This window comes from Xanthomonas sp. NCPPB 3582 (genome assembly GCF_041475735.2).
Taxonomy (GTDB): Bacteria; Pseudomonadota; Gammaproteobacteria; order Xanthomonadales; family Xanthomonadaceae; genus Xanthomonas; species Xanthomonas codiaei.
On the sequence record NZ_CM192968.1, the window covers coordinates 2,125,586 to 2,148,405 of the forward strand.

Consider the following 22,820-nt stretch of genomic DNA (forward strand, 5'->3'; position numbering starts at 1 on the left):
CCGCCTTCCCGCTCTTGCCAATCCCGACTCCCAAATCCCAAATCCCGGCCCCTCAATGTCCCGACTCCAGTTCCAGCTCCAGACCACCGATGGCCACGCGCGCCGTGGTCGCCTGACCTTTCCGCGCGGAACGGTGGAGACGCCGGCGTTCATGCCGGTGGGCACCTACGGGTCGGTCAAGGGCATCCTGCCCGAGCAGATCCGCGCGCTGGGCGCGGAAATCATCCTGGGCAACACCTTCCACCTGTATCTGCGCCCGGGCCTGGAGGTGATTGGCGACCACGGCGGCCTGCATGGGTTTGCGCGCTGGGACGGGCCGATCCTCACCGATTCCGGCGGTTTCCAGGTGTTCTCGCTGGCGCACCGGCGCAAGATCACCGAGCAAGGGGTCACCTTCTCATCGCCCGCCGATGGCGCGCGCGTGTTCCTGGGGCCGGAAGAGAGCATGCAGATCCAGAAAGTGCTCGATTCGGACATCGTGATGATCTTCGACGAGTGCACGCCATACCCGGCTACCGAAGAGGTGGCGCGGCGCTCGATGGAGCTGAGCCTGCGCTGGGCGCAGCGCTCGCGCGATGCGCACGACGGGCTGGGCAACGATGCGGCGCTGTTTGGCATCGTGCAGGGCGGGGTGCATCCGGACCTGCGCAGCCGCTCGCTGGAAGGCCTGCAGGCCATCGGCTTCGACGGCTACGCCATCGGCGGCCTGGCCGTGGGCGAGCCCGAGCACGAGCGCAACGCGATGCTGGAACACCTGCATCCGCGGCTGCCGGCCGAGCGCCCGCGTTACCTGATGGGCGTGGGCCGGCCGGAAGACCTGGTCGAAGGCGTGGCGCGCGGGGTGGACATGTTCGACTGCGTGATGCCCACCCGCAATGCGCGCAATGGTCACTATTTCACCTCGTTCGGCACGGTGCGCATCCGCAATGCCAAGTACGAACGCGACCTGGACACCATCGAGCCCGGCTGCGGTTGCCATGCCTGCAGCAGCGGCTACACGCGCTCGTATCTGCGCCACCTGGACCGCTGCAACGAGATGCTGGCACCGATGCTGGGCACCCTGCACAACCTCTGGTACTACGAAAAACTGATGGCCGACATGCGCGCGGCGATCGCAGCGGGAACCTTTGTGCAGTTCCGGCGGTCCTTCTATGCGGCACGCGGCGCCATCACGCCGCCGTTGCCGGGGGAAGCCAGCTGAGCCCTGCCGTCCGTGCCCCCGGCGCGGACGGGGTGGAACCCGCATGGCATAATTCCCGGCTGTTCCGCCCTGGCGGTACCTGAATAGCGAGTGTGCCCGTGGGCGCGCTGGCACCAAACTAGGATGCACTGAATGAATTTGCTCGATTTCCTGATCCCCGCTGCCCAGGCACAGGCTGCCGGTGGCGGCGCGCCGGCAGGCGGCCCGATGGGCGGCCTGTCCACCTTCGCGCTGCCGATCATCCTGATCGCGGTCATGTACTTCCTGATGATCCGCCCGCAGATGAAGCGCCAGAAGGAGCACAAGGCGCTGCTGGACAAGCTGGCCCGTGGCGATGAAGTCATCACCTCCGGCGGCGTGGCGGGCGTGATCACCGATATCGGCGACAACTTCATCACCGTGGAAGTGGCCGACAACGTCCGCATCCGCGTGCAGCGCAGCGCCGTGGGTCATGTGCTGCCCAAGGGCACGCTGAAGTCGGCCAGCTGAGCATCGCGCCCGGCACTGCGAGCAGCGTTGGGCAGACGCGGCCGGCGCTCGAAAACGGCAGGAACCACTCGTACACTCCGTGATCGCTGCGCCACCGACGCTTGACCGGCCGGTTGCCCGCACCGTTGTTCGCTTTGCAAGATCCGCAACATCACTGCTGCGCGCACCGTCAGGCGGGCGCAGTCGGTGCAAGGAGCCGCATCGCACCCTGTGTGCTGCGGTTTCCGCGTACTGCTCGCATCCACCGGATGGCCACTGGCGACCTCGTGTCGGTCGCCGGAAGTCGTTCTCACTGCTAGGCGCGGCGCCGGGATGGTGCCGCGCGGGACTGTCGCAATGCTCGAATTTCCTCGCTGGAAGTACTTCCTGATCCTGCTGGTACTGGCCGTCAGCGCGCTGTATGCGCTGCCCAACGTCTACCAGAAGGACCCGTCCGTGCAGATCACCGCCAGCCGCGGTGCGCAGCTCGACGACGCATTGCGCAGCCGCATCGACGGCGAGCTCAAGAGCGCCGGCATCACGCCCAAGGCGATCACCAAAGAGGGCGAGAGCCTGATGGTGCGCTTGCCCTCGCTGCAGGCGCAGACGCGCGCCAACGACGTGCTGCGTCAGCAGCTGGGCGAGAACTACACGGTGGCGCTGAACCTGGCCTCCACCGTGCCGGACTGGCTGGCCAAGCTGGGCGGCCGGCCGATGGTGCTGGGTCTGGACCTGGTCGGCGGCGTGCACTTCGCCATGCAGGTCGATCAGAAGGCCGCGCTGGAAAAGCGCCTGGACGGCTTTGCCGAAGACATCCGCACCACCTTGCGCGACGCCCGCATCGCCTATCGCTCGGTGGAGCGTCGCGGCGACAACAGCATCCAGATCAGCCTGGGCGAGGGCGCCGATGCCGATGCCGCACGCGTGGCGCTGGCCAAGGCGCAGCCGACCCTGACCTACGACGTCAGTGGCCAGAACATCGCGGTCAAGGTGCCCGAGGCCGAGCTCAAGCAGATCGCCAGTGGCGCGATCGAGCAGAACCTCACCACCTTGCGCAATCGCGTCAACGCGCTGGGCGTAGCCGAGCCGACCATCCAGCGCCAGGGCGAGGACCGCATCGTGGTCGAACTGCCGGGCGTGCAGGACACCGCCGAAGCCAAGCGCCTGATCGGCGCCACCGCCTCGCTGGAATTCCGCGCCGTGGTCGAGGGCAACGCCGAAGATGCCGTGCGCAGCGGCACCATCCCGCCGGAGGCCAAGGTCTACCGCGTGCGCGATACCGGCGCGCCGGTGCTGCTCAACAAGCGCGCGCTGGTGACCGGCGACCAGATGGTCAGCGCCTCGGTCAGCACCGACCAGAACGGCATGCCCGCGGTTGCGGTGACGCTCAACAACGTCGCCGGCCAGCGCATGTTCGACTACACCAGCGCCAACGTCGGCAAGCTGATGTCGGTGGTCTACATCGAGCGCATTCCCACCGTGACCATGGTCGACGGCAAGGAAGTGCGCAGCGTGCGGGTCAAGGAAGAAGCCTTGTCGCCGACCCGCATCGCCGGCGTGTTCGGCAAGAACTTCCAGACCACCGGCCTGGAGAAGACCGAGGCCGAGAACCTGGCCAAGCTGCTGAAGTCCGGCTCGCTGGCCGCGCCGATGGATTTTGTCGAGGAATACGTGATCGGCCCCAGCCTGGGCGCAGAGAACGTGGAACGCGGCGTGACCGCAGTGGTCTACTCGTTCCTGTTTACGCTGGTGTTCTTCACCATCTACTACCGCGTGTTCGGCGCGATCACCTCGGTGGCGCTGCTGTTCAACCTGCTGATCGTGGTGGCGGTGATGTCGCTGTTCGGTGCCACCATGACGCTGCCGGGCTTTGCTGGCCTTGCCCTGTCGGTGGGTCTGTCGGTGGACGCCAACGTGCTGATCAACGAGCGTATCCGCGAAGAGCTGCGGCTGGGCGTGCCGGCCAAGTCGGCGATCGCGGCCGGTTACGAAAAGGCCGGCGGCACCATTCTCGACGCCAACCTCACCGGCCTGATCGTGGCAGTGGCCCTGTATGCCTTCGGCACCGGCCCGCTGCGCGGCTTTGCGCTGACCATGATGATCGGTATTTTCGCCTCGATGTTTACCGCGATCACCGTCTCGCGTGCGCTGGCGGTGCTGATCTACGGTAGCCGCAAGAAGCTGAAGACCGTCGCTATTTGATGCGAGTCCCTCGCAAGAGCCCGCACGAAGAAGTGCGAGTCCCTCGCAACAGCCCGCACATCCATGTGCGGGTAAATATGAAGAGCTGGATTCAATGAAAATTTTTCCGCTTCACCTGATTCCCAACGACACCAAGATCGACTTCATGCGCCTGCGCAAGCCGGTGCTGGTGTTGATGCTGGTGATCGCTGTCGCCTCGATCGGCGTGATCGTCGGCAAGGGCTTCAACTACGCGCTGGAATTCACCGGCGGCACGCTCGTGCAGACCTCGTTCCAGAAGACCGTGGACGTGGACAGGGTGCGCGAGCAGCTGGCCAAGGCCGGGTTCGAGAACGCCCAGGTCCAGAACGCCCGTGGCGGCAATGAAGTCATGATCCGCCTGCAGCCGCATGGCCAGCACAACAACCGCGACGATGCCGCGCGCACCGTGGCCGAGGATGTGCGCAAGGCGGTGACCAGCGACGAGAATCCGGCCACCGTGCAGCCTGGCGAATTCGTCGGCCCGCAGGTCGGCAAGGACCTGGCCCTGAATGGCGTCTACGCCACCGTGTTCATGCTGGTGGGCTTTCTGATCTACATCGCCTTCCGCTTCGAGTGGAAGTTCGCGGTGGTCGCCAGCCTGACCGCGCTGTTCGACCTGCTGGTCACTGTGGCCTACGTGTCGCTGACCGGCCGCGAGTTCGACCTGACCGTACTGGCCGGCCTGCTGTCGGTGATGGGCTTTGCGATCAACGACATCATCGTGGTGTTCGACCGTGTGCGCGAAAACTTCCGCGCCCTGCGCGTGGAGCCGCTGGAAGTGCTCAACCGCTCGATCAACCAGACGCTGTCGCGCACGGTGATCACCGCGGTGATGTTCTTCCTGTCGGCGATGGCGTTGTACATCTACGGCGGCGAATCGATGGAAGGCCTGGCCGAGACCCACATGATCGGTGCGGTGATCGTGGTGATCTCCTCGGTGATCGTGGCCGTGCCGATGCTGAGCATCGGACCGTTTGCGGTGACCAAGCAGGATCTGCTGCCCAAGGCCAAGGACTTGGAGGCGCTGGCGCGCCGTCCTTGATTAGTTGGCAGAGGGTCTGACGAAAAAACCGCGCATTGCGCGGTTTTTTTGTTTCTGTTGTTGGACGTCGTGAGTGTCCGGTTTTGCACTGTGACGCCACGACGCAAGATCGTGAGCATTAGGGACTTAATCGGCTACGTGATGCCGATCGATACGCAATACGTTGCGGTAGAGAAACAGCGCCGCCAAACGCCTGGGTCTGTGTGCCCGCAGTCACCTGCGCATCGGTCGCCAAGCGGAAGAGGAACGCCTCGACCTTCGCCGGGCCCATCTGCGCCGGATGGCGCTTGCCGCTGGTCAGGATAAAGCGCCGCATCCATCTCAGATGGGTCTGCTCGGTTTGCAGGCTGTAGTGCCGTACCCGAAGGCGATCGCGCACCTGATCGAGTAGCCAGAGCGGTGGAAGTGCTGTTACGCCGTGATTTTTGGGGGTGTATTTCATACGCCTGCGTCCTTGTTGGATAACACTCAAAGCATCCGCATGGTCGCGTCCGCTTGCCATCGCGCAATCCCATGACCCCGGCTAGGATTTCCCCATTCACAAAGTGCCAGCGATCGAAGATACTCAGCGCAACACCGCATTTCGGCGGTCCAATAGTTGTTAGGTGGCTATGACAGAACTCTGGGAAGCAATCAAAGTTTGGCCGGCTATAGTTCAGGGCGCACTTGGGTCCGCCTTGTTTGCGCTCATTGTATTTGGTGGGCAGAAGTCTGCCGGTTTCTTGGCGCCATGGGTCGCAAATGTGTCGCTCGAGCGCAAGAGGAGTCGCTTGATCACGGAGATGACGCGGCTGCGAGCAGTTACTGCGAGAGAGGATGCATCGCGCGGCTACTATGCAGCCATCCTATGGCTTAGATCATCGCGCTATCTACTTAAAGGCCTTATTTGGCTTGCGCTTGGACTTTGCTTCGGTACATTTGTTAATGCTCTGGGCGTGGTTGGCTATATAGGATGCATATTTTATTTATTCACCGCACTTGATGGCGTCAAAGGGATCAAGAGGACAGGCGATGAAGATCAACGACTGGCTGGACTCGCTATTGAGCTAAAAAAGCTCAATGAGAGGCTAGATGCCTAACAATTTATTCAAGCCGATGCCGCTCTGCATCGCGGCTTAACTCAGGTGTTAGGCCCCCCAGGGGACTCTCTTGCAAGCTCTCAAATTCTTCGCGCTATCGTGTTTTGCAGTGATCGTGTTTGATGCAGTAGCATCTCTCGCTTCTCTGGTACTTGGCTTTCCTTACACTTACGCAGCGTTCGGATCCACTATTCTCTACATCGCATTTGCATTCTTCGCTGCGTGTAAGTTTGGGTTCTGGGCTGCAGTTTTTCTCGGTTTAGCTATGGGCATCACTGATGCAACGCTTGGCTGGGCAACCTCTTGGGCCCTTTGTCCAGGCCGCCTTGCCCAAGGCACTCTTACCTTGTCGGTTTGGCTCTACACTGCAACGTTCGTTGTAGTCTTGGGCGAAGTTTATGGGTTATCGGCGGCGGCATTGGTGCGCTCAAGGGGCGGCGGCGTGCCGCCTAACAATTCATTCAAGCCGAACCCGCTTCGCGTGCCGGCTTAATTCAGGCGTTAGTACTGATGTCCAGCAAGCTCGAATCCCTGCTAGGCAAGATTGACGAGGAGAGAGAGCGGCACCTTAGTCTAGGAAAAGCAATACTTGAGGCTGACGGCTGCAAGCTCTTTTCGCTAGATTTTCTGGCAGTAGCCGCATTGAATCGCTCGCTCAGCAACTGCTCCGCTTTCACTCAGATGGTTCGCGCTCAGAACTACCTTATCGCCGCATCGCTGGTTAGACTCCAACTCGATACCTTCTTGCGCTTCTTTGCTTCATACCTCGTTAGCGACCCACATGAGTTCGCAACGTCCGTACTTGCCGGAACTGAGATAAGAAAGCTAAAGGATCGTTCCGGCGTACCAATGACAGATCGGCACCTCGTACAATCTGTTTCACTGGAGTTTCCGTGGGTTCACAGTGTGTACAAATCCACTTCAGGTTTCATCCACCTTTCGAACAAGCACATTTTCAGCGCTATTCAATCAGTCCAAGGCGATGGGAGGCTATCCATGCTAATTGGCTCAGATCCGGAGCGTTTCCCTAGTGAGCTCTGGGTTGAGATGTCGGAGGGCTTCACGGCAGCGACCGAGGCATTGTTTCGCTACGTAGATGGTTGGGCTTTCACAAAAGCGAACCCGCATCTTGTGCGGGCAGCGAGAGAACAAGTAGATGAGTGCTAACAATTCATTCAAGCCGAAGCCGTTTCGCGGCGCGGCTTAACTCAGGCGTTAGGTGCTTATGGACGCACACCAAGTCATCCAAGAATCCCGGCCGATGTTGGAGGACGTCCTAAGAGCAGCTAGCAAAACTACTGTGCGGCCGCCAGGCGGGCGCGGTCGCCCCCCCATGTCAGAGTAGTTGTCGCCCGGATAGGATTCTGCAGTGGGGCGATAACGCGAGGTTGAAGTGGCACGCTACGGACGACAGTTCAAGGACAAGGTGGTGGCGCGGTTGTTGCCGCCGAAGAGTGCGTCGGCCAGTGCGCTGTCGGTTGAGACGGGGTATCGGAAGCCACGCTGGAGCGCTGGCTGAGTCAGGCATTGGCCGAGCCACAGCGTGACCGGGTGTGGACGGCGGCCGCACGCTTCGATGCGGTGCTGACCACGGCGAGCATGGACGAGGTCACGCGCAGCGCCTGGTGCCGCAGCAACGGGGTGTATCCGCAGACGTTGGCGCAATGGCGCGCCTGGGCCCAGCAGAGCCTGGCCGAGCCCGGCGAGCCTGGTGGTGGTGGTCGGCAGCACGCGCAGGATCGTCGCCGGATTCGTGAGCTCGAGCGCGAGCTGCAACGCAGGGAGAAGGCGCTGGCCGAGACGGCCGCGTTGCTGGTGCTGTCAAAAAACTCGAGGCGATCTTCAGCAAAGGCGAGGACGCATGATCGTCCTGGAAGATCGTCGCAGCCTGGTGGCAGACATCGCGCAAGCCCATCGCGCGGGTGCACGGCTGCACCAGGCGTGTGCCACGGTGGGGATCGGCGGCAAGTGGGATGTAGCATCTTCGTTGCGTCATGGCTTGGGTCGGCAAAGCGGCCGAGTTAAGCTCTTTCTGTCAGCTGAGACCACAGCACACGGAAAGGATGAAACGCATGCCATCAACAACACCCAATCAGCCGACGGCCGGGAGCTTTTACATGTTCGAAGCAGACATGGAGAGCAACAGGCCGCCCTGTGGGGTGAGGTTCGAGAATGTTCGCAACCTGCTTTCCCCTCCGCGGTTGATCCTGCGGCCGGAGGAAGGAGGATTTCCGACGCTCCGCGAAACACCTCAGCTGACCTGCGACCCCAAGACAGGCCCGGCCCCGCGCGATCTAGAGCCGGGATTCAGTGGTTATTGGTTGGTTTCCGAGCGACTCCACGATGTCATGGTGTCTGTGGACTCCGGCGCCTTTGCTTTTGCGGAGGTGGATTACCGCTTGGCCGACGGAGCCAGAGGTCCGCGTCATTTTTTGTGCGACGTTGTTCGCGAGCTTGATGCTTTGGATGAAGTCGCGTCGAAGCTCCAAATTGAAGTAGACGACGACTATGTCAATGGCAAGTTCTACTCGGTGGGAGGAGGAGCCAGCTTGGCCTTTAGGCCGGAAGTCGTGGGTCGAGCGCACGTATTCCTGACGCCGTTCAGCTCATTCGTGATCTGCGACCGAGTCTTCAAAGATGCGGTCCATGACGCGGGAATTCCTGATGATGCTGGTGAAAGCGGCATCTCTTTTATCGACGCGTCAGACATCTAGCCGCACCTGGGCAACACGTAAGGAGCAGGGATCATGCCGCGCAGCAGCCCTATTTTTCAGGATCATCATGGATTCGAGCAGCAAACCCTTCGCTACAGCCGCATCTTGCGGGTGCTGTCGGACTCAGATCGCTTCGACATTGATGCGCCTGAGAATCGAATTTTCATGCCGCACGATAAGGGGCTGGCTCAGGCAATGGGCGTCTCACCGCATAGCGGCGGGCCAATTCGAGACTATCAGGTCGGACTGCTCGACAACCTTCGTCGCTTAGAGCAATCCAAGGATGGCAGGGCCGCGCTGGCGGGTGATCCCGATGCCTTAGATCGTGTTGCCGTCAGAGTGAATCACCTGCGCGACACAGTGAAGGTGGGATTGGTCAACGGAGATCTTCACACGAATGCTTCGTTAGGCCAGACGGCAAATGATGCACGTGTAAAGACGCAGGCCTTTTTCGGGGGCGCACGTGGTTACGCCGATACTTATGCGAATCAAGTCGGCGCTCTTGGGAAGGTAGGCGCCGTTGAACACGGGTGGATTGGAGTCACCCATAACGAATCCCGCGTCATCGCCACCTTGAATCACTTCAATGGGTCAGGACAGATGCTGACCCGCGGCGGCAATCTCGATCTTCAGCGTCATGGCTTAAGTCAGGCCATCTCCGACGCTTATCACGGTGGGAAGCTGACGCTGTCACCAAATGGCGTGGCTGTGGTTGAGAACACCTTGGGCGAAGAAGCCGCCAGACCTTTACGGGTTCCTCGAGGTCAAAGCGGTGCCGCGTCCATGGAAGTGTTGCTGGGCAATGCATCCGCCAGCACCCTGGTGCGCTCGGGTGGCTTGCTAGCTGTGTAAACCCACCACGTTGTTCAGTGGAATGTGGATGCGGGAGATGGGGGGGCGTTTTCCGAGACTGGCATGGGGCCGATGCCAGTTGTAGTGATGGAGCCAGGGCAATAGGTGCGCGGCACGTTGCTCGGAGTTGTCGTAGCGGTGGGCATAAGCCCACTCACGCAATGCCGTCTGGATGAAGCGTTCTGCCTTGCCGTTGGTGCGTGGGGTATAGGGGCGGGTGCGGTAGTGCCTGAGGTTGAGGCGCCGGATGGTGCGGGCGAAGGCCTTGGAGCGATAGCAGGCGCCGTTGTCGGTCAACACCCGCTGGAAGGTCACGCCCAGGCTACGGTAGTAGCGCAATGCGGCGATCAACGCCCGGCAGGCACTAACACCGCACTCATCTGGATGCAGGCTGGTAAAGGCAACGCGGGAGTGATCGTCGATGGCGACATGGACATACTCCCATCCGGCGCCTCGGCTGGTCTGGGTACGGTCCCCCGTGACGCGATGGCCGGCTTGCTGGAAGCGCCCGAGCTTTTTGATGTCCAGATGCAACATGCCGCCAGGCTGGGGGTATTGGTAGCGCACGACAGGGGGCTTGGGTTCCAGTTCGGCCAGGCGATGCAGGCCGGCACGGCGCACGATGCGCGCGATGGTGCTGTGGCCCACGTTCAGGTGGGTGGCGATCTGCCAATAGGTGGCGCGTTGTCGGCGTTGCTGCAGGATCTGCTCGACCAGTTCCGGCGGCGTGGCATGCGGACAGTGTTGAGGGCGCGAAGAACGGTCCTGCAGGCCGTCCTCTCCCAACAGGCGGTAGCGCGCCAGCCACTTGTAGGCGGTCCGCACGCTCACGCCACTGGCGTGCGCGGCCTCTTCCACTCGCAAGCCGTGCTCCACGATGCGCTGCACAAGCAAGGCTCGACCTCGTGGCGTCAAACGGGCATGTTTATGCAGGTTCATCCGGGGCTCCTGGGGGCTGGGTTGGTGTGGTAACCCCCATCTTCCAGATCGGCCCCGGATGAACAACCTACCGAGAGATCACAGCTAGCCACCGGCGCCGATGCGGTGCTGACCGCGCGCCGCTCGGCCGAGTTGCTGGAGCAAGGCAACGCCACGGCCGCGCAATCGGAAGTTCAGCATGCCATTGCCCGCAATGTCGGCGGCTGGGCCGGTGGTGCCTCCACCGCAGCGGCTCTGGGCGGCAGCGGCTTCGTGCCGGCGGCGTTGGTCGTCGGCGACGCCCTTTTGATGAGCAAGGCGTTCGACAAAGGCGCCGACTTGCTCGACAACCGCGCCATCTATCACCAAACCGACAAGGCCGGTGTGGAGTGGCAATTCAATGGTCGCAACTGGCAGCGCGAAGCGGCCATTGACCTCGCCCAGGATGGCCGGCGCACGAGCGGCGAGCAGCCCGTGGTTGCGAGCTACGAAAAATCCCAGGAGCTGGGTGCGCTGGCCAACGCCAAGGCAGTGGAACTAGCGCTTGGCAAGGCTCCACCACCACAGGACCCGTTCAACCTTCCAGCTCAAGCAAGCGACCAGGTAGGACTGGACAACCAAAACTGGCAGCGCAATCCCGAGCGTCAGACCTGGGAGCGCCAAGTCAGGACGGCGGCCTCTGGCTCCGATGAGATTGGCAGCTATGCACTCCAACTCGCTCCCCCGGAACGCGCGCAACAGCTCAACCAAGAAGCCCTGGGCCGTATCGAAAGCAATATCGCCACCGGGCGCGAAGCCATCGCCGCCGCCTATCTGGAAAACCATGCAGCGCAACGTGCCCAGGCTTACGGGGTCGAAGTGCCTGCGGCCGTCCAAGCCGTCCAGGCCAAGCCCGGCGCGGTGCTGGGGTCGGACGCTCAGCTTTACCAGCGGAACGAGTCTGGGCAGTGGGCCGGCAAGGGTGGCGTCGCCAGTGGCAATCTGGCGGTGGAGTTGGAACTGACCGACCAACTGCGGCAGCCCTCAATCGAGCGCTCCCAGGAAGCCTTGGCGGCGATCCAGGCACTTCCCGCGCCGACCGCTGCGCAGATGGAGCACAACGAACTGCTGCATCGTTACCGGGCCGCCGGCGTTGATTTGAACGTCAACCCGCAGACCCAGCAGGCCGTAGAGCTAGCTTCGCAGCGGACCGTGGCGGCCAACGGCATCACCGGGCCGACCATGCAGCAGTTGCAGCGCAATGAGTCGGGGCAATACGGCTACGACAGCCCCATTGCGCACCTCCAGCGCGGCAGTGATGGGGTCACTCGTGTGGTGGCTGTCACTAGCAGCGAGGATATCCGGCAGGCATTGAGCGAGGCGCAAGGCAATCGACCAGATTCGCCAAGCGTTGGGCGCGCGGCCGAGGCAACGGCAGATGCGGACACCTCGACCTCCGATTCGTCCAATCCACAGCAAGTGCTGGATATCCAAGCACGCATGCAAGCCTCTGTCGCGGCGCAGGCGCGGCAAGAACGCGCACAGCAAGATCGCCTCGTGCAAGAGCAGCACGTCGCGCAAGTGCGCGAGCACCTCCAGCAGGCACAGCCTGAGCACGAAGACAGGTCACAAAGCGAACAAGTGGTCCAGGCGCACGCAGTGTTGGAAGGCCAACGCCAGGCAGAGCAGCAACGCGAACTAGAAGAACGCCAACTACAAGAGAGGCAGGCACAGGCCAGCCAGCAACGCGAGCTGCAGGAGCGTGAGGAGGGGGACGCCCAGCAAAGGCAGGCGCAGGAACGCCAAGCCGAAGACAACCAGCAGCGGGAGCAGCAAGACCGCCAGGCTCAAGAAGCAACGCGAATTGAGGCCCAGGAAGATCAGGCTCGGCTAGCACAGGATCAGCAGCAACAAGTTCAAGGACTCGAACAGCAGCAGGCCCAGCGTCAAGAATCCTCGCCGCAACCAGACCCTCAACCGCACGCTCAAGATGCCGCGCTGGCTCAACAAGCACCACGGCCCGAGTTGCAGCACAAAGAGGCGCGTCAGCAGTCTGAAGTCCCGAACCAACAGATAGGCGAGCAGCTGGCTCACAACCCACCTGACCCACCAAAGCAGACGACGGGCCCAGGTGACGCCCAGCCGCATCAAGCACAAGAAGCGGCACGCGCGCTGGAAAGGCAGGCGTTGGGGAGTCGCGATGCTGCGCACCTCCAAGTGCCTCCCTCTGGGGGCCGGGAATCCGGCGACCAACCTGTGCAAAGCGCGCAGGCCGAGGCGGTGCCGCCGGCACTGCATCCCCAGGTGCAAACGCAGCAAGCAGAGATGGAGCAAGCGTCAGTCCGTCAGCAAGAAGTGGCGCGTGAGCAGGAAGCAGCGCCGACTCGCGGAATGCACCAAACAACGCCTGAGACAGCAGAACCATTGATTGCATCGCTTTCCACAGCGTCTGCCACGCCTGAGCGAGAAGCCGAGGCCGAACAGCCCCGTCCCTCAGACGCCTTGCTCGCTGATTATGGTGCGCCGGTGCTGCCCCGAGAACCCCTCGCGCAAGCGCGTGAGCAGTCATTGGCAAGCAGTGCCGCTACTCACGTGTCCGTCGGGTCTGCTGACGCAGAAGACCAACGAACGCAATCGACCCCAGCGCAGGACCGCAGTGCCGCAGACCCGGGCGGCGCCCTGTTCCTGGAAGAGACCATGCGCTCGCTGCGCGAGCTGCAACAGGAGATTGAGCGGGCTGATCGGGAAGACGAACGCTTCCACCAGGAATGGAAGGCGTATCGCGAGCGTGGAGAACCTTATCCCTTCGCTCAAAAGAGGGCGCTAGACCAAGAGGGTGGCAGCATCGATGCATTCAGCGCGCACCAACTGGATCGCCGCTCTCCTAGCGAAACGGCTGAGCCAACCAATGCCTACCCACCTCCAGCTCAGCGCTTCGCCGGTCCAGTGGCAGGGGATGCGCCAAACGATGTGTCGCAGACTCAGCGAAAATCCATCACCGGCGACCCGGACATCGAAGAAGTGCTCTACGCGCTCGACAGCAAAAACGAGCTGGCGATCGAGCAGGCCCTAAACCGGGTGGCCAACAGCGCGGCAACGCAGGCGCTGATCAAAACAGGCAACGAGTTCCTGGAGGAACAGGCCCAGCAGGAGGCCCAGGAGCTCGCCGCCACGCGCCAGGCGCTGGGGATGGATGTCTCAGCAGAGGTCAACACCAGCCGTGGGCCGGTGATGGTGCTGACGCTGCCGGAGTTCGCCAAGGGGCCGATGCAGAGCGGTCCCCAAGGGGACGGAGGGGGTGGTGGTGGAGACGGCGGAGGCGGGGGCGGTGGTGGTGGTGGCGGTTAGTCAAAACTTTTCTGGGATCAACCGAGTTGAGGAGACCTCATGGACAGGCAAGACGCTACCGCAGTGGCGGACATGATGGTGATGTTGAACGCATCGAACGCGTCGTTGCAGGAGACCATCAAGGTGCTGACGACCCTGGTGGCATCCATGCAGAAGCGCGAACAACGGCTGCGCGATGTGGTCGCCGAGCAAATCCAGGTGCTCCAGCACGCGGCCAGCAGCGCCGATGCCAAGGTCAACCGGGTGCTTGAGAATGCATTGCCGAGGCTGACGCAGCTGACCAATCAGGCATTGACGCAGACGCTGGAACCGGCCGCCAAGCGGTTCAACAAAGAGATGGTCCAGGCCGATGAGACGTTGCAGCAAGCCACGCGGCGTTACGCGCAGGCCCAGCAAACTTTGGAAACAAAGATCACGCGGCGCGTGGGCATTGCATCCGCCACGATGCTCGTGGCGGGCGTGCTGGGGCTGGGGGCGGTGGCCTACTCGTTGGGCATCATCAACGAAAAGCGAACCGAACTCGCACAGCTTCGAGCATCCATCGACTACCTGGATCGCGTGTCGCGTGCCGACCTGGCTCCTTGTGGCGAAGGCCGGCTCTGTGCCACCTTCGAGAAGAATGGGCCGCGTTACGGCAACCAAAGGCAATACAGAGCGATCAATCTGCGCGCGACATCAGATTCGCAATGAGGCGATGTCGTCATTACAGCGACCGGCTTGTGCGCGACCGGGTGGGCCGATAACGCCTCATCACGCGCGATTGCGCACCGACGCGGCTCATAGAACTCGTCGGCTACATCCGGCAAATGCCCAAGCCAACCGAGTCAACGCAACGCGTTGCACTGCAGTCAGATGCAACGCACCCACCACTCACTCCAGGCAATGGAGCCCGCCAGGCATGCGAACAACGCGCGCAGCCTCTCTACGGCTCACAGATTCCAGTCGATCCGCATGCCTGCGATCAACGCGTTCTTCAGATCGTTGGTGCGGGTCGGTTCGTTGAACTGATCCGGGTTGATCACGTAGTGCAGGTTGGGGGCGATGCGCAGGCGCTTGGTGACCTGGATGCCGTAGCTGAGCTCCATCATGATCTGGTTGTCGGCGGGGGTGCCGGTGCCGCCGGCGGAAGCGCGGGCCAGACGCAGGTTTTCGATGGCTTCGTCGCTGTATTTCTGCTGGGTGATCACAAACGCAATGTTGTCCTGCGGGCGGCTGGCGAACGTGCCTTTCTGCACCAGGCCCAGTTGCACGAAGTGGTCTTCGATGGCCTGGCCGCTGGTGCTCTGCAGGACGGCACCGAACACGGTCAGGCCACGCGTGCCCGACGGATCGGGGTTGGTCACCTGCTGCTCGAAGCGGGCGAACAGACCCGAGCGGCCTTGCTTGTTGTCATAACCCAGGCCGCTGAGCACGGCGGGGTTGCCGTTGCGGTCGCGTAGCGGGTCGGTGTAGTCGGAGTTGTCCTGCCAGCCGCCGAGTTCGTACATCGCCGCCAGCGTGCCGTCGCCGCCCTTGTTCTTGTAGCCGATGGCGTAGGGCACCACCACGCCGGTGGTGTCGTCGGTGCTCCACTTCAGGCCGTGCTGGCCGTCTTGTGCCTGCACCGGGTTCACTTCATACGCGCCCACATGCACATAGACCTTGGGCGTGACCCAGGCGGTGGCGTGTGCGGCCCAGCTGGAGACCGGCCAGTAGGTGAAGTTGCTGGTGCGGAACACGAAGGTGGGGTTGCCGCAGGCGGAGTTGCCCTGGAAGTACTGGCACAGGTCCGAGCCGAGGAAGTGGATGTTGGCCACGCTGCGGCCGGCTTCCAACTCCAGGCGGTCGTTGAAGAGCTTCTGCAGCAGGGTGAAGTTGGCCAGCCTGGTGCCCTGGCCGCCGTAGATTTCCTGCACCGAGGTGCTGTTGCCGATGCTGCTGTTGGACAGGTTGGTGCCATGGCGGTTGGTGACATAGAGCTTGATGGTGGCGTCGTTCCAGCCGAACAGGCGGTCCATGTCCACGTCGGTGCCGACCATGAGCTGGCCGGCATAGGCGTTGCCGCTCTTGCGACCGCCGTCGATCATCGAGGCCGCTTCGCCGGTGTAGCCGAGCTTGAGCTTGAAGGCATCGGCGGCCTCCTGCGCGTGGGCCAAGGGAGCCAGCGCCATGGCGAGCGACAGGCACAGCAGACGATGGGAAGCGCGGTGGGAGAGCGGGGCGGACATGGCAGGACTCCGAACGAATAGGGCGTGGCCGAGGTGGCGGACGCAACAGCAAGGGGATGGGCAAGCCGCTGGCGGCGCGCGATCGATGCGCGGCGCGGCGGTAACAGCAATCAGGGGCGACGCGCGTCCGGCGCGTCGGATGCGGCGGCAGGTGCCTGCCGCCGCGGCTTGGCTCAGGCGACGACGTCGGCCACCGGTTTCTTGAGCACGCGCAGGGCGATGGCGGTGACCACCACGCCGGCCAGCAAGGCCAGCACATACATCGCCAGGTGGGTCACGGCATTGGGGATCAGCAGCACGAAGATGCCGCCATGTGGGGCCTTGAGTTCGGCGCCGACCGACATCGAGATCGCGCCGGCCACCGCCGAGCCGATCACCAGTGCCGGGATGGTGCGCAGCGGATCGCGTGCGGCATACGGGATCGCTCCTTCGGTGACGAAGGCCAGCCCAAGCACGCCGGCTGCGGTGGCCGAGCCGCGTTCTTCGGTAGTGAAGCGATTGCGGAACACCCAGGTGGCCAGCGCGATGCCCAGCGGCGGGGTCATGCCGGCCACCATGGCGGCGGCCATCGGGGTGTAGACCTGGCTGGCGATCAGGCCGGTGGAGAACGCATAGGCGGCCTTGTTGACCGGTCCGCCCATGTCGAAGGCCATCATGCCGCCGAGCAACAGGCCCAGCAGCAGCGCGCTGCTGCCCTGCATGCCGCGCAACCACGCGGTGAGCCAGGCCAGCAGGTCGGCCACCGGTTGGCCGAACACGTACATCATCGCCAGACCCACCAGCAGGGTGCCCAGCACCGGCAGGATCAGCACCGGCTTGAGCCCTTCCAGGGTGCGCGGCAGTTTGATATAGCGGTTGAGCGCGGCCACGCCGTAACCGGCGATGAAGCCGGCAATGATTCCGCCGAGAAAACCGGCATTGAGATTGGCCGCGACCAGCCCGCCGATCATGCCGGGCGCGATGCCGGGGCGGTCGGCGATGGAGTAGGCGATGTAACCGGCCAGCGCGGGCACCATCAGGGTGAAGCCGGCCTTGGCGCCGATCTGGAACAGCGACCAGGCCAGGGTGCCCTGGTGCGCATCGTCGCCGGCGTAGATGCCGCCCAGCGCAAACGCCAGTGCGATCAACAGGCCACCGGCGGTGACGAAGGGCAGCATGAACGACACGCCGGTCATCAGGTGCTTGTAGGCGCCGGTGCGGCCGTTGCCCTTGCTGGCGGCCGTGCCGGTGGCCGGCGCCGCGCCACCGTGCACGCTGGCCTCGGCCAGCGCCTTGTCGATCAGGGCCGGGCCGTCGTTGATGGCCGGCTTGGTGCCGCTCTTGAGCACGCGCTTGCCAGCAAAACGGGCCAGGTCCACTTCGCGGTCGGCGGCGATGATGACCACATCGGCCGCGCGGATTTCGGCGTCGGTCAGCGCGTCCTGCGCGCCCACCGAGCCCTGGGTTTCCACGCGCATCTGGTGGCCGAGTTTCTTCGCGGCCTGTTGCAGGCCTTCGGCGGCCATGAAGGTGTGCGCGATGCCGGTGGGGCAGGAAGTGATGGCGACGATGCGCTTGCTGGCGTTGGAAGACACATCGCCCGCAGCGGACGCGGCGGCAGCGCTGGAGGTGATGGCGAGCTGGCTGATTGCCGCGGCCGGGTCGTCCAGCACCGCGCCCAGGCTCAGGCGCAGCACTTGCGCGTCGCCGAAGCGGCCGGTGTCGGCATCGGCATCGCCGATCACCAGCACCTGGGATGCGCCGCTGGCCAGTTCGGCGGGCAAGGCGCCAAGCACGCCCTGGTCGCTGCGGATTTCGATCGTCACGCTGCGGCCGGCGGCGGTGGCCGCACGGCGCAACGCTTCGGCCGCCAGGACGGCCTCGGTGCTGCGTTCGCCGGCGGCGATGACCACGATGGAAGAGGACATGGGAATACTCCTGCGGTATTGCGGTCGCCGGCTGGCCGGCGGGGGGATAGGCAAGGTTTACGCGCGCGGGTGACGCAGGCCGGAGTTGCGCAGACGCATGGCACCGGGCGTGGACATGCGTCCGTTGGAGTGCAGCGGCGGCAAACAGGGGCTCACGACAGCATCTCGATCACGACCTGGCTTGCGGCGTGGCGCACGCCATCGGCCGTGATCCGGCGCGCGTCGCCGCTTTCCAGCCGGCAGATCGAAAACGCGGTGGCCAGCCGCGCGCATTGCTCCAGATCGGTGGCCCCATCCAGCAGCGCGGCGGCCAGGCCGGCCACCATCGCATCGCCTGCGCCCACGCTGCTGCCGTGCGCCAGCCACGGCGGACGCGCGATCAGTCGCTGCTCGCGCTGCACGAACAACGCACCGTCAGTACCCATCGAAATCACCACCAGCTGGATACCGCGCGCGAGCAGTTCGTGTGCGGCAGCGCTGAGCGCGGCGCGGTCGGTGAGCGGTCGGCCGGTCCAGGCTTCCAGTTCGTGGCGGTTCGGCTTGACCGCATACGGCAGGGCCTCGCGGGCGGCGCCCAATGCCGCCACCAGCGGCGCGCCGCTGGTATCCAGCAAGACACGGGCGCCGGCCGCGCTGGCCTGCGCCTGCAGCTGCGCCCAGCTGTCCTCGGACAGGCCGGCCGGCAGGCTGCCGGACAGCACCACCGGCAGGCCGGGGCGCAGTAGCGGCGCCAGTTGATCGGCCACGCCCTGCAGATGCGCGCTGGTCAGTTGCAGGCCGGGCAGGTTGATGTCGGTGGTGTCGTTGCTGCGGGCTTCCACCAGCTTGAGGTTGGTGCGTGTCTCGCCGGCCACGCGCTGGCAGTGGTCGACGATGCCGCGCTCGCGGAACAGCGCTTCGAACACGCCGGCATTGCCGCCGCCGAGCACGCCGAGCGCGGCGACATCGCTACCCCAATCGGCCAGGCACGCCGCCACGTTGATGCCCTTGCCGCCGGCATCGTTGCGCACGCTGCTGGCGCGATGCACGGCGCCGGGCTGCAGGTGGTCGAGCCGGATGGTCTGGTCGATCGCCGGGTTCAGCGTGACGGTGATGGTCTGCAGGCTCATGCCTTGTCCTCGCGCTGCGCTTCGAGGGCGCGCACTTGCTCGGCGGTTTCGCAGTGCAAGGCCTGCTCGGCCAACTGCTGCAGCGTGCTGAGCGCAGTGCCGCGCAGACGTGCCTTCACCGCCGGGATGTCGTTTGGCGTCATCGACAGTTCCTGCACGCCCAGGCCGGCCAGCAGGCTGGCACCGAACGCATCGCCGGCCAGGCCGCCGCACACGCCGACCCAACGGTCATGCTTGCGTGCGCCTTCGATGGTGCTGCGGATCATGCGCAGCACCGCCGGATGCAGGCTGTCGGCCTCGGCGGCCAGTTCGGGGTTCTGGCGATCGATCGCCAGCACGTACTGGGTCAGGTCGTTGGTGCCGATCGAGAAGAAGTCCGCGTGGCGTGCCAGCACGTCGGCCTGCGCGGCGGCGGCCGGCACTTCGATCATGATGCCGATCGGCACTTCCGGAGCGTCCAGGTCGGCGCGGATGCGCGCGCAGATGTCGCGCAGTGCGATCAGCTCCGGCACCGAGGTGATCATCGGGAACATGATCGACAGCCGCGCGCCGTCCTTGGCGGCGCTGTACAGCGCACGCAGTTGCGGCTCCAGCAGGTCCGGGCGGCGCAGCAGCAGGCGCGCGCCACGCACGCCCAGGAACGGGTTTTCCTCGTGCGGCAGTTCCAGGTGCGCCACCTGCTTGTCGCCGCCGATGTCCAGCGCCCGCACGATCAGCGGGCGACCATCCAGGGCCTGCGCCATCGCCAGGTAGGTCTGGTACTGCTCGTCTTCGCTGGGCGTGCGGCCGCTTTCCAGGAACAGGAACTCGGTGCGCATCAAACCCACGCCCTCGGCGCCCTGGGTCAGTGCCATCGCCACCTGATCGGGCAGGTTGACGTTGGCGCCGATGTCGATGTGGTGGCCGTCGGTGGTCTCGGCGGGCAGGGCGCGCTGGGCGGCTTCGCGCTCGCGGATGGCCTGCTGCTCGGCGATGTGGGTGCGTGCCGCGTCCAGGTCCTGCTCGGACGGGTTGAGATACAGCCGCCCGCTGCTGCCATCGATGATGGCGGTGAGGCCATCGTCGATGTCCAGCAACTGGCCCCCGGCTGCGACCAGCGCCGGCAGGCCCAGGGTGCGCGACAGGATCGCGGTGTGCGAGGTCGGGCCGCCTTGCGCGGTGGCCAGGCCGACCACGCGGGCGGTGTCCAGGTTGGCGGTATCCGACGGCGACAGGTCGCCGGCCAGCAGGATGCAGGGTTGCTCGGGCAGGTCGGCCAGGCCGGTGCCAGCCGCAGCCGGGTCCAGCTGCGCCAGTACCCGGCGGCCGACATCGCGCAGGTCGGCGGCGCGGCCAGCCAGCACCGGGTTGCCCAGCGCGGCCAGACCCGAGGCGATCTGTTCCACTGCCTGATGCCACGACCATGCCACGCCATGGCCTTCGACCATCAGCTGGCAGGTGCGGGTGATCAGGTCGGTGTCGTTGAGCAGCTCGGCCTGGGCCTTGAAGATGGCCGCGTCCGAGGCGCCGAGCCGGCGCTGGGTATCGTCCTGGATCGCCGCCAGCTGCTGGCGGGTGCGGGTCAGCGCGTCATGCAGCTGCGCGCCGCCATCGCCCAGGCCCACCGGTTGATCGGCCACCTCGGTCTGCGCCGCGCGCAGGCGGTGCACGATGCCGATCGCCACGCCCGGGCTGGCGCCGATGCCGACGATGGCCGGCTGTGCCTGCGGCGGTGTCCAGCCGACCACCGGCGCGGCGCGGCGTTGTGCGGCGCGTTCGGCATCGGCCTTTTCCTGTGCGGTGAGGCTGTCCATCACCGCACGCAGGCGCTTGAGCAGGGCGGCGGCATCGCTGCCCTCGGCAGAGACGGTGATGCTGTCGCCGGCACGCAGGCCGAGTTGCAGCAGGCCGACCAGGCTCTTGGCATCGGCGGCCTGGTCGCCGGCGCGCACCTGGGCGCGGGCGCTGAAGCCACGCGCGGTTTCGGCCCAGCGGGTGGCCGGGCGCGCGTGCAGGCCGCTGGGGTAGGCGATGGTCCACTCGAAGCGTTCGGCCAGATCGGTGGCCGGCGCAGCGCTGGTATCGGGGGCGCGGTCGCCGGTGAGGGCGGCCACGATCACGCCGGCGTCGTCGGTGCTGAACAGCGCCTCCAGCTGCGCCGGATCCTGGATCAGCCGGGTCAGCCGCCGCAGCATGGTGATGTGGGTGTCTGATTGTGCGGCGATGCCCACCACCAGCCGGGTGGTCTGGCCCGGATTCCATTCCACGCCTTCGGGCAGCTGCAGCACCGCGATGCCATCGCGGCGCACCAGGTGGCGGTCTTCGCCCACCCCATGCGGGATCGCCAGGCTGTGGCCCAGGAAGGTGTTCGCCAGGCCTTCGCGGCGCCGCATGCTGGCCTCGTAGCCGGGTGCCACGCAGCCAGCGGCGACCAACAACTGCGCGGCCTGGGCGATCGCGTCGTCCTTGTCGCGGGCATGCGCCCGCAGGCGGACGAGCTCGGGAGTCACGGGGGCAAGCGGCGGAGAGGACAAGGCGGGCTCCGGATGAGGTCGGGCTGGAGAGTATAGTGGGAACGTTCCCATGATCCAGGTCAATGTGCGGTGCACAAAAACCAAGTAACGCTTTCAGGTTAGGATCGAGGTCGTTAGGCGCCTGGGTCTGGGCGCGCCATATGGAGCGGGAACGGTCCCAGTGAGTATCAGCATCAATGACGTGGCCCGGGTGGCCGGAGTGTCCAAGTCCACGGTTTCGCGGGCCCTGGGCAGCGGCCCGGTGAGCGAGGAGGTGCGCGCCAAGGTGGAAGCGGCGGTGCGCCAGACCGGCTACCGGCCCAACCTGATGGCGCGACGGCTGCGCTCGCAGCAGTCCGGCATTCTCGGGGTAATCGTGGCCGACATCCGCAACCCGTACTTCACTGCGCTGATCCGGGCCGTGGAAGAGGTCGCCTACAAGGCCGGTATGCGCGTGACCCTGTGCAATACCGATGAAGATCCCGAGCGCGAGGCGCTGTACCTGCAACTGATGCAGGAAGAACGCATCACCGGATTGATCTTCGCGCCGACCCGCGTGACCGTTGGGCGCATGCACGAGCTGTCGCTGGATTACCCGACCGTGCTGGTGGACCGCGCCGGCCCCGGCAGCCGCTACGACAGCGTGGTGCTGGACAACGCGGCGGCTATGGCCGAACTGGTGGCCCATCTGCAGGCGCAGGGCTACCGTCGCATCGGCGGGCTGTTCGGCAGCACCAGCACCACCGCGGCCGAGCGCCGCGATGGCTACCTGGCGGCGATGCGTGCGCAGGGCCTGTCTCCGGATTACCGCGAAGTGGCGCCGACTGCCGAAGCAGCGATCGCCGAGCTGGGCCAGTGGCTGGCCAGCGACGACCGTCCGGAAGCCATCGTCACCAGTAACAGCCTGCTGCTGATGGGTGCGCTGAAGGCTGCACGGACCGCCGGCCTGCGCCTGCCGCAGGACCTGGCGCTGGCCGGCTTCGACAACGAACGCTGGACCGACTTGGTCGAACCCGGCATCACCGTGGTCGAACAACCGGTCGAAGACATGGGCCGCGCGGCGATGTCGCTGCTGCTCGAACGCCTGGGCAACCCGCAGTTGCCGATCCGCCGCATGGTCATGAACGGGCGTTGCGTGGTGCGTGGGTCCACTGGGATACGCACACCGGGGGCCTGAATTCGCCGGGGCGCTCAGCGTCGGCACAAGAGCCGGGCTTGTCGCGCGAGCTGCGTGCTCTTACCTCTGGAAGTCAGGCGTCTGGCCAGTCGAGAGCGTGGTGC

17 protein-coding genes and 2 pseudogenes are annotated in these 22,820 nt (G+C 64.7%); 13 read left to right on the plus strand and 6 right to left on the minus strand.

Going from position 1 to position 22,820, the window contains the following annotated elements; genetic code table 11:
* The first annotated feature begins 55 nt into the window (after nt 1–55).
* The 4 genes from tgt (at nt 56) to secF (ending at nt 4,934) form a co-directional block, all read left to right on the plus strand.
* Nucleotides 56–1,201 (plus strand): tRNA guanosine(34) transglycosylase Tgt, encoded by a 1,146-nt coding sequence (tgt, locus tag ACCQ05_RS09025; RefSeq protein WP_372393555.1) that lies wholly within the window; start codon nt 56–58, stop codon nt 1,199–1,201.
* 132 nt (nt 1,202–1,333) lie between these two features.
* Nucleotides 1,334–1,690: a preprotein translocase subunit YajC gene (gene yajC / locus ACCQ05_RS09030; RefSeq protein WP_104544028.1), complete on the plus strand. Its 357-nt coding sequence runs from the start codon at nt 1,334–1,336 to the stop codon at nt 1,688–1,690.
* 336 nt (nt 1,691–2,026) lie between these two features.
* On the plus strand, nt 2,027–3,871 hold the full coding sequence (gene secD, locus ACCQ05_RS09035) for a protein translocase subunit SecD (protein ID WP_372393556.1): 1,845 nt from the start codon (nt 2,027–2,029) through the stop codon (nt 3,869–3,871).
* Nucleotides 3,872–3,965: 94 nt separating this feature from the next.
* On the plus strand, nt 3,966–4,934 hold the full coding sequence (secF, locus tag ACCQ05_RS09040) for a protein translocase subunit SecF (RefSeq protein WP_372393557.1): 969 nt from the start codon (nt 3,966–3,968) through the stop codon (nt 4,932–4,934).
* A 118-nt stretch (nt 4,935–5,052) separates the two neighbouring features.
* Here secF and ACCQ05_RS09045 read toward each other — a convergent pair whose 3' ends face one another.
* Nucleotides 5,053–5,376 (minus strand): phage integrase N-terminal SAM-like domain-containing protein, encoded by a 324-nt coding sequence (locus tag ACCQ05_RS09045; protein ID WP_372393558.1) that lies wholly within the window; start codon nt 5,374–5,376, stop codon nt 5,053–5,055.
* A 328-nt stretch (nt 5,377–5,704) separates the two neighbouring features.
* On the opposite strand from ACCQ05_RS09045, the gene ACCQ05_RS09050 reads away from it, so the two are divergent.
* The 6 genes and pseudogenes from ACCQ05_RS09050 to ACCQ05_RS09075 all read left to right on the plus strand — a co-directional run bounded on the left by ACCQ05_RS09050 (nt 5,705) and on the right by ACCQ05_RS09075 (nt 9,579).
* Nucleotides 5,705–6,013 (plus strand): hypothetical protein, encoded by a 309-nt coding sequence (locus ACCQ05_RS09050; RefSeq protein ID WP_372360380.1) that lies wholly within the window; start codon nt 5,705–5,707, stop codon nt 6,011–6,013.
* Nucleotides 6,014–6,083: 70 nt separating this feature from the next.
* Nucleotides 6,084–6,506: a hypothetical protein gene (locus tag ACCQ05_RS09055; protein ID WP_228961583.1), complete on the plus strand. Its 423-nt coding sequence runs from the start codon at nt 6,084–6,086 to the stop codon at nt 6,504–6,506.
* A 17-nt stretch (nt 6,507–6,523) separates the two neighbouring features.
* On the plus strand, nt 6,524–7,180 hold the full coding sequence (locus tag ACCQ05_RS09060; RefSeq protein ID WP_228961582.1) for a hypothetical protein: 657 nt from the start codon (nt 6,524–6,526) through the stop codon (nt 7,178–7,180).
* Nucleotides 7,181–7,406: 226 nt separating this feature from the next.
* Nucleotides 7,407–7,973, plus strand: a pseudogene (locus tag ACCQ05_RS09065) (transposase); the annotation flags it as partial.
* Between the two features lie 112 nt (nt 7,974–8,085).
* Nucleotides 8,086–8,727, plus strand: coding sequence for a DUF1629 domain-containing protein (locus ACCQ05_RS09070; RefSeq protein WP_372393559.1), 642 nt, complete (start codon nt 8,086–8,088; stop codon nt 8,725–8,727).
* Between the two features lie 33 nt (nt 8,728–8,760).
* On the plus strand, nt 8,761–9,579 hold the full coding sequence (locus ACCQ05_RS09075) for a hypothetical protein (protein ID WP_372393560.1): 819 nt from the start codon (nt 8,761–8,763) through the stop codon (nt 9,577–9,579).
* Here the strand turns inward: ACCQ05_RS09075 and ACCQ05_RS09080 are convergent.
* Nucleotides 9,568–10,518, minus strand: a complete 951-nt coding sequence (locus tag ACCQ05_RS09080; RefSeq protein WP_372391432.1) for an IS481 family transposase — start codon at nt 10,516–10,518, stop codon at nt 9,568–9,570. The genes ACCQ05_RS09075 and ACCQ05_RS09080 overlap by 12 nt on opposite strands.
* Nucleotides 10,519–10,602: 84 nt before the next feature.
* Between ACCQ05_RS09080 and ACCQ05_RS09085 the strand changes: the two are divergent.
* Both ACCQ05_RS09085 and ACCQ05_RS09090 read left to right on the plus strand, forming a co-directional pair.
* A pseudogene (locus ACCQ05_RS09085) lies at nt 10,603–13,824 on the plus strand (hypothetical protein); the annotation flags it as partial.
* 39 nt (nt 13,825–13,863) lie between these two features.
* Nucleotides 13,864–14,514 carry a hypothetical protein gene (locus ACCQ05_RS09090; RefSeq protein WP_372393561.1) on the plus strand — a complete coding sequence of 217 codons (651 nt, stop codon included), beginning with the start codon at nt 13,864–13,866 and terminating at the stop codon, nt 14,512–14,514.
* A gap of 239 nt (nt 14,515–14,753) precedes the next feature.
* Here ACCQ05_RS09090 and ACCQ05_RS09095 read toward each other — a convergent pair whose 3' ends face one another.
* The 4 genes from ACCQ05_RS09095 to ptsP all read right to left on the minus strand — a co-directional run bounded on the left by ACCQ05_RS09095 (nt 14,754) and on the right by ptsP (nt 21,560).
* Complete coding sequence (locus ACCQ05_RS09095; protein WP_372393562.1) at nt 14,754–16,031, minus strand: carbohydrate porin; 1,278 nt, start codon at nt 16,029–16,031, stop codon at nt 14,754–14,756.
* 173 nt (nt 16,032–16,204) lie between these two features.
* Nucleotides 16,205–17,938 (minus strand): PTS fructose transporter subunit IIC, encoded by a 1,734-nt coding sequence (locus tag ACCQ05_RS09100; protein WP_372393563.1) that lies wholly within the window; start codon nt 17,936–17,938, stop codon nt 16,205–16,207.
* Nucleotides 17,939–18,090: 152 nt separating this feature from the next.
* Nucleotides 18,091–19,047, minus strand: coding sequence for a 1-phosphofructokinase (gene pfkB, locus ACCQ05_RS09105; protein WP_372393564.1), 957 nt, complete (start codon nt 19,045–19,047; stop codon nt 18,091–18,093).
* Complete coding sequence (gene ptsP / locus ACCQ05_RS09110; RefSeq protein ID WP_372393565.1) at nt 19,044–21,560, minus strand: phosphoenolpyruvate--protein phosphotransferase; 2,517 nt, start codon at nt 21,558–21,560, stop codon at nt 19,044–19,046. The genes pfkB and ptsP overlap by 4 nt, the downstream gene beginning before the upstream one ends.
* A gap of 160 nt (nt 21,561–21,720) precedes the next feature.
* On the opposite strand from ptsP, the gene ACCQ05_RS09115 reads away from it, so the two are divergent.
* Nucleotides 21,721–22,716, plus strand: a complete 996-nt coding sequence (locus ACCQ05_RS09115; protein ID WP_372393566.1) for a LacI family DNA-binding transcriptional regulator — start codon at nt 21,721–21,723, stop codon at nt 22,714–22,716.
* Nucleotides 22,717–22,820: the final 104 nt, after the last annotated feature.

What these genes read in the sequence shown, in the direction of transcription:
- ACCQ05_RS09075 (WP_372393560.1), top strand. Translation starts at nt 8,761, where the DNA reads ATGCCGCGCAGCAGCCCTATTTTTCAGGATCATCATGGATTCGAGCAG.
- ACCQ05_RS09100 (WP_372393563.1), bottom strand. Translation starts at nt 17,938, where the DNA reads ATGTCCTCTTCCATCGTGGTCATCGCCGCCGGCGAACGCAGCACCGAG.
- ACCQ05_RS09060 (WP_228961582.1), top strand. Translation starts at nt 6,524, where the DNA reads ATGTCCAGCAAGCTCGAATCCCTGCTAGGCAAGATTGACGAGGAGAGA.
- secD (WP_372393556.1), top strand. Translation starts at nt 2,027, where the DNA reads ATGCTCGAATTTCCTCGCTGGAAGTACTTCCTGATCCTGCTGGTACTG.
- secF (WP_372393557.1), top strand. Translation starts at nt 3,966, where the DNA reads ATGAAAATTTTTCCGCTTCACCTGATTCCCAACGACACCAAGATCGAC.
- tgt (WP_372393555.1), top strand. Translation starts at nt 56, where the DNA reads ATGTCCCGACTCCAGTTCCAGCTCCAGACCACCGATGGCCACGCGCGC.
- ACCQ05_RS09045 (WP_372393558.1), bottom strand. Translation starts at nt 5,376, where the DNA reads ATGAAATACACCCCCAAAAATCACGGCGTAACAGCACTTCCACCGCTC.
- ACCQ05_RS09090 (WP_372393561.1), top strand. Translation starts at nt 13,864, where the DNA reads ATGGACAGGCAAGACGCTACCGCAGTGGCGGACATGATGGTGATGTTG.
- ACCQ05_RS09070 (WP_372393559.1), top strand. Translation starts at nt 8,086, where the DNA reads ATGCCATCAACAACACCCAATCAGCCGACGGCCGGGAGCTTTTACATG.
- ACCQ05_RS09095 (WP_372393562.1), bottom strand. Translation starts at nt 16,031, where the DNA reads ATGTCCGCCCCGCTCTCCCACCGCGCTTCCCATCGTCTGCTGTGCCTG.
- ACCQ05_RS09080 (WP_372391432.1), bottom strand. Translation starts at nt 10,518, where the DNA reads ATGAACCTGCATAAACATGCCCGTTTGACGCCACGAGGTCGAGCCTTG.
- pfkB (WP_372393564.1), bottom strand. Translation starts at nt 19,047, where the DNA reads ATGAGCCTGCAGACCATCACCGTCACGCTGAACCCGGCGATCGACCAG.
- yajC (WP_104544028.1), top strand. Translation starts at nt 1,334, where the DNA reads ATGAATTTGCTCGATTTCCTGATCCCCGCTGCCCAGGCACAGGCTGCC.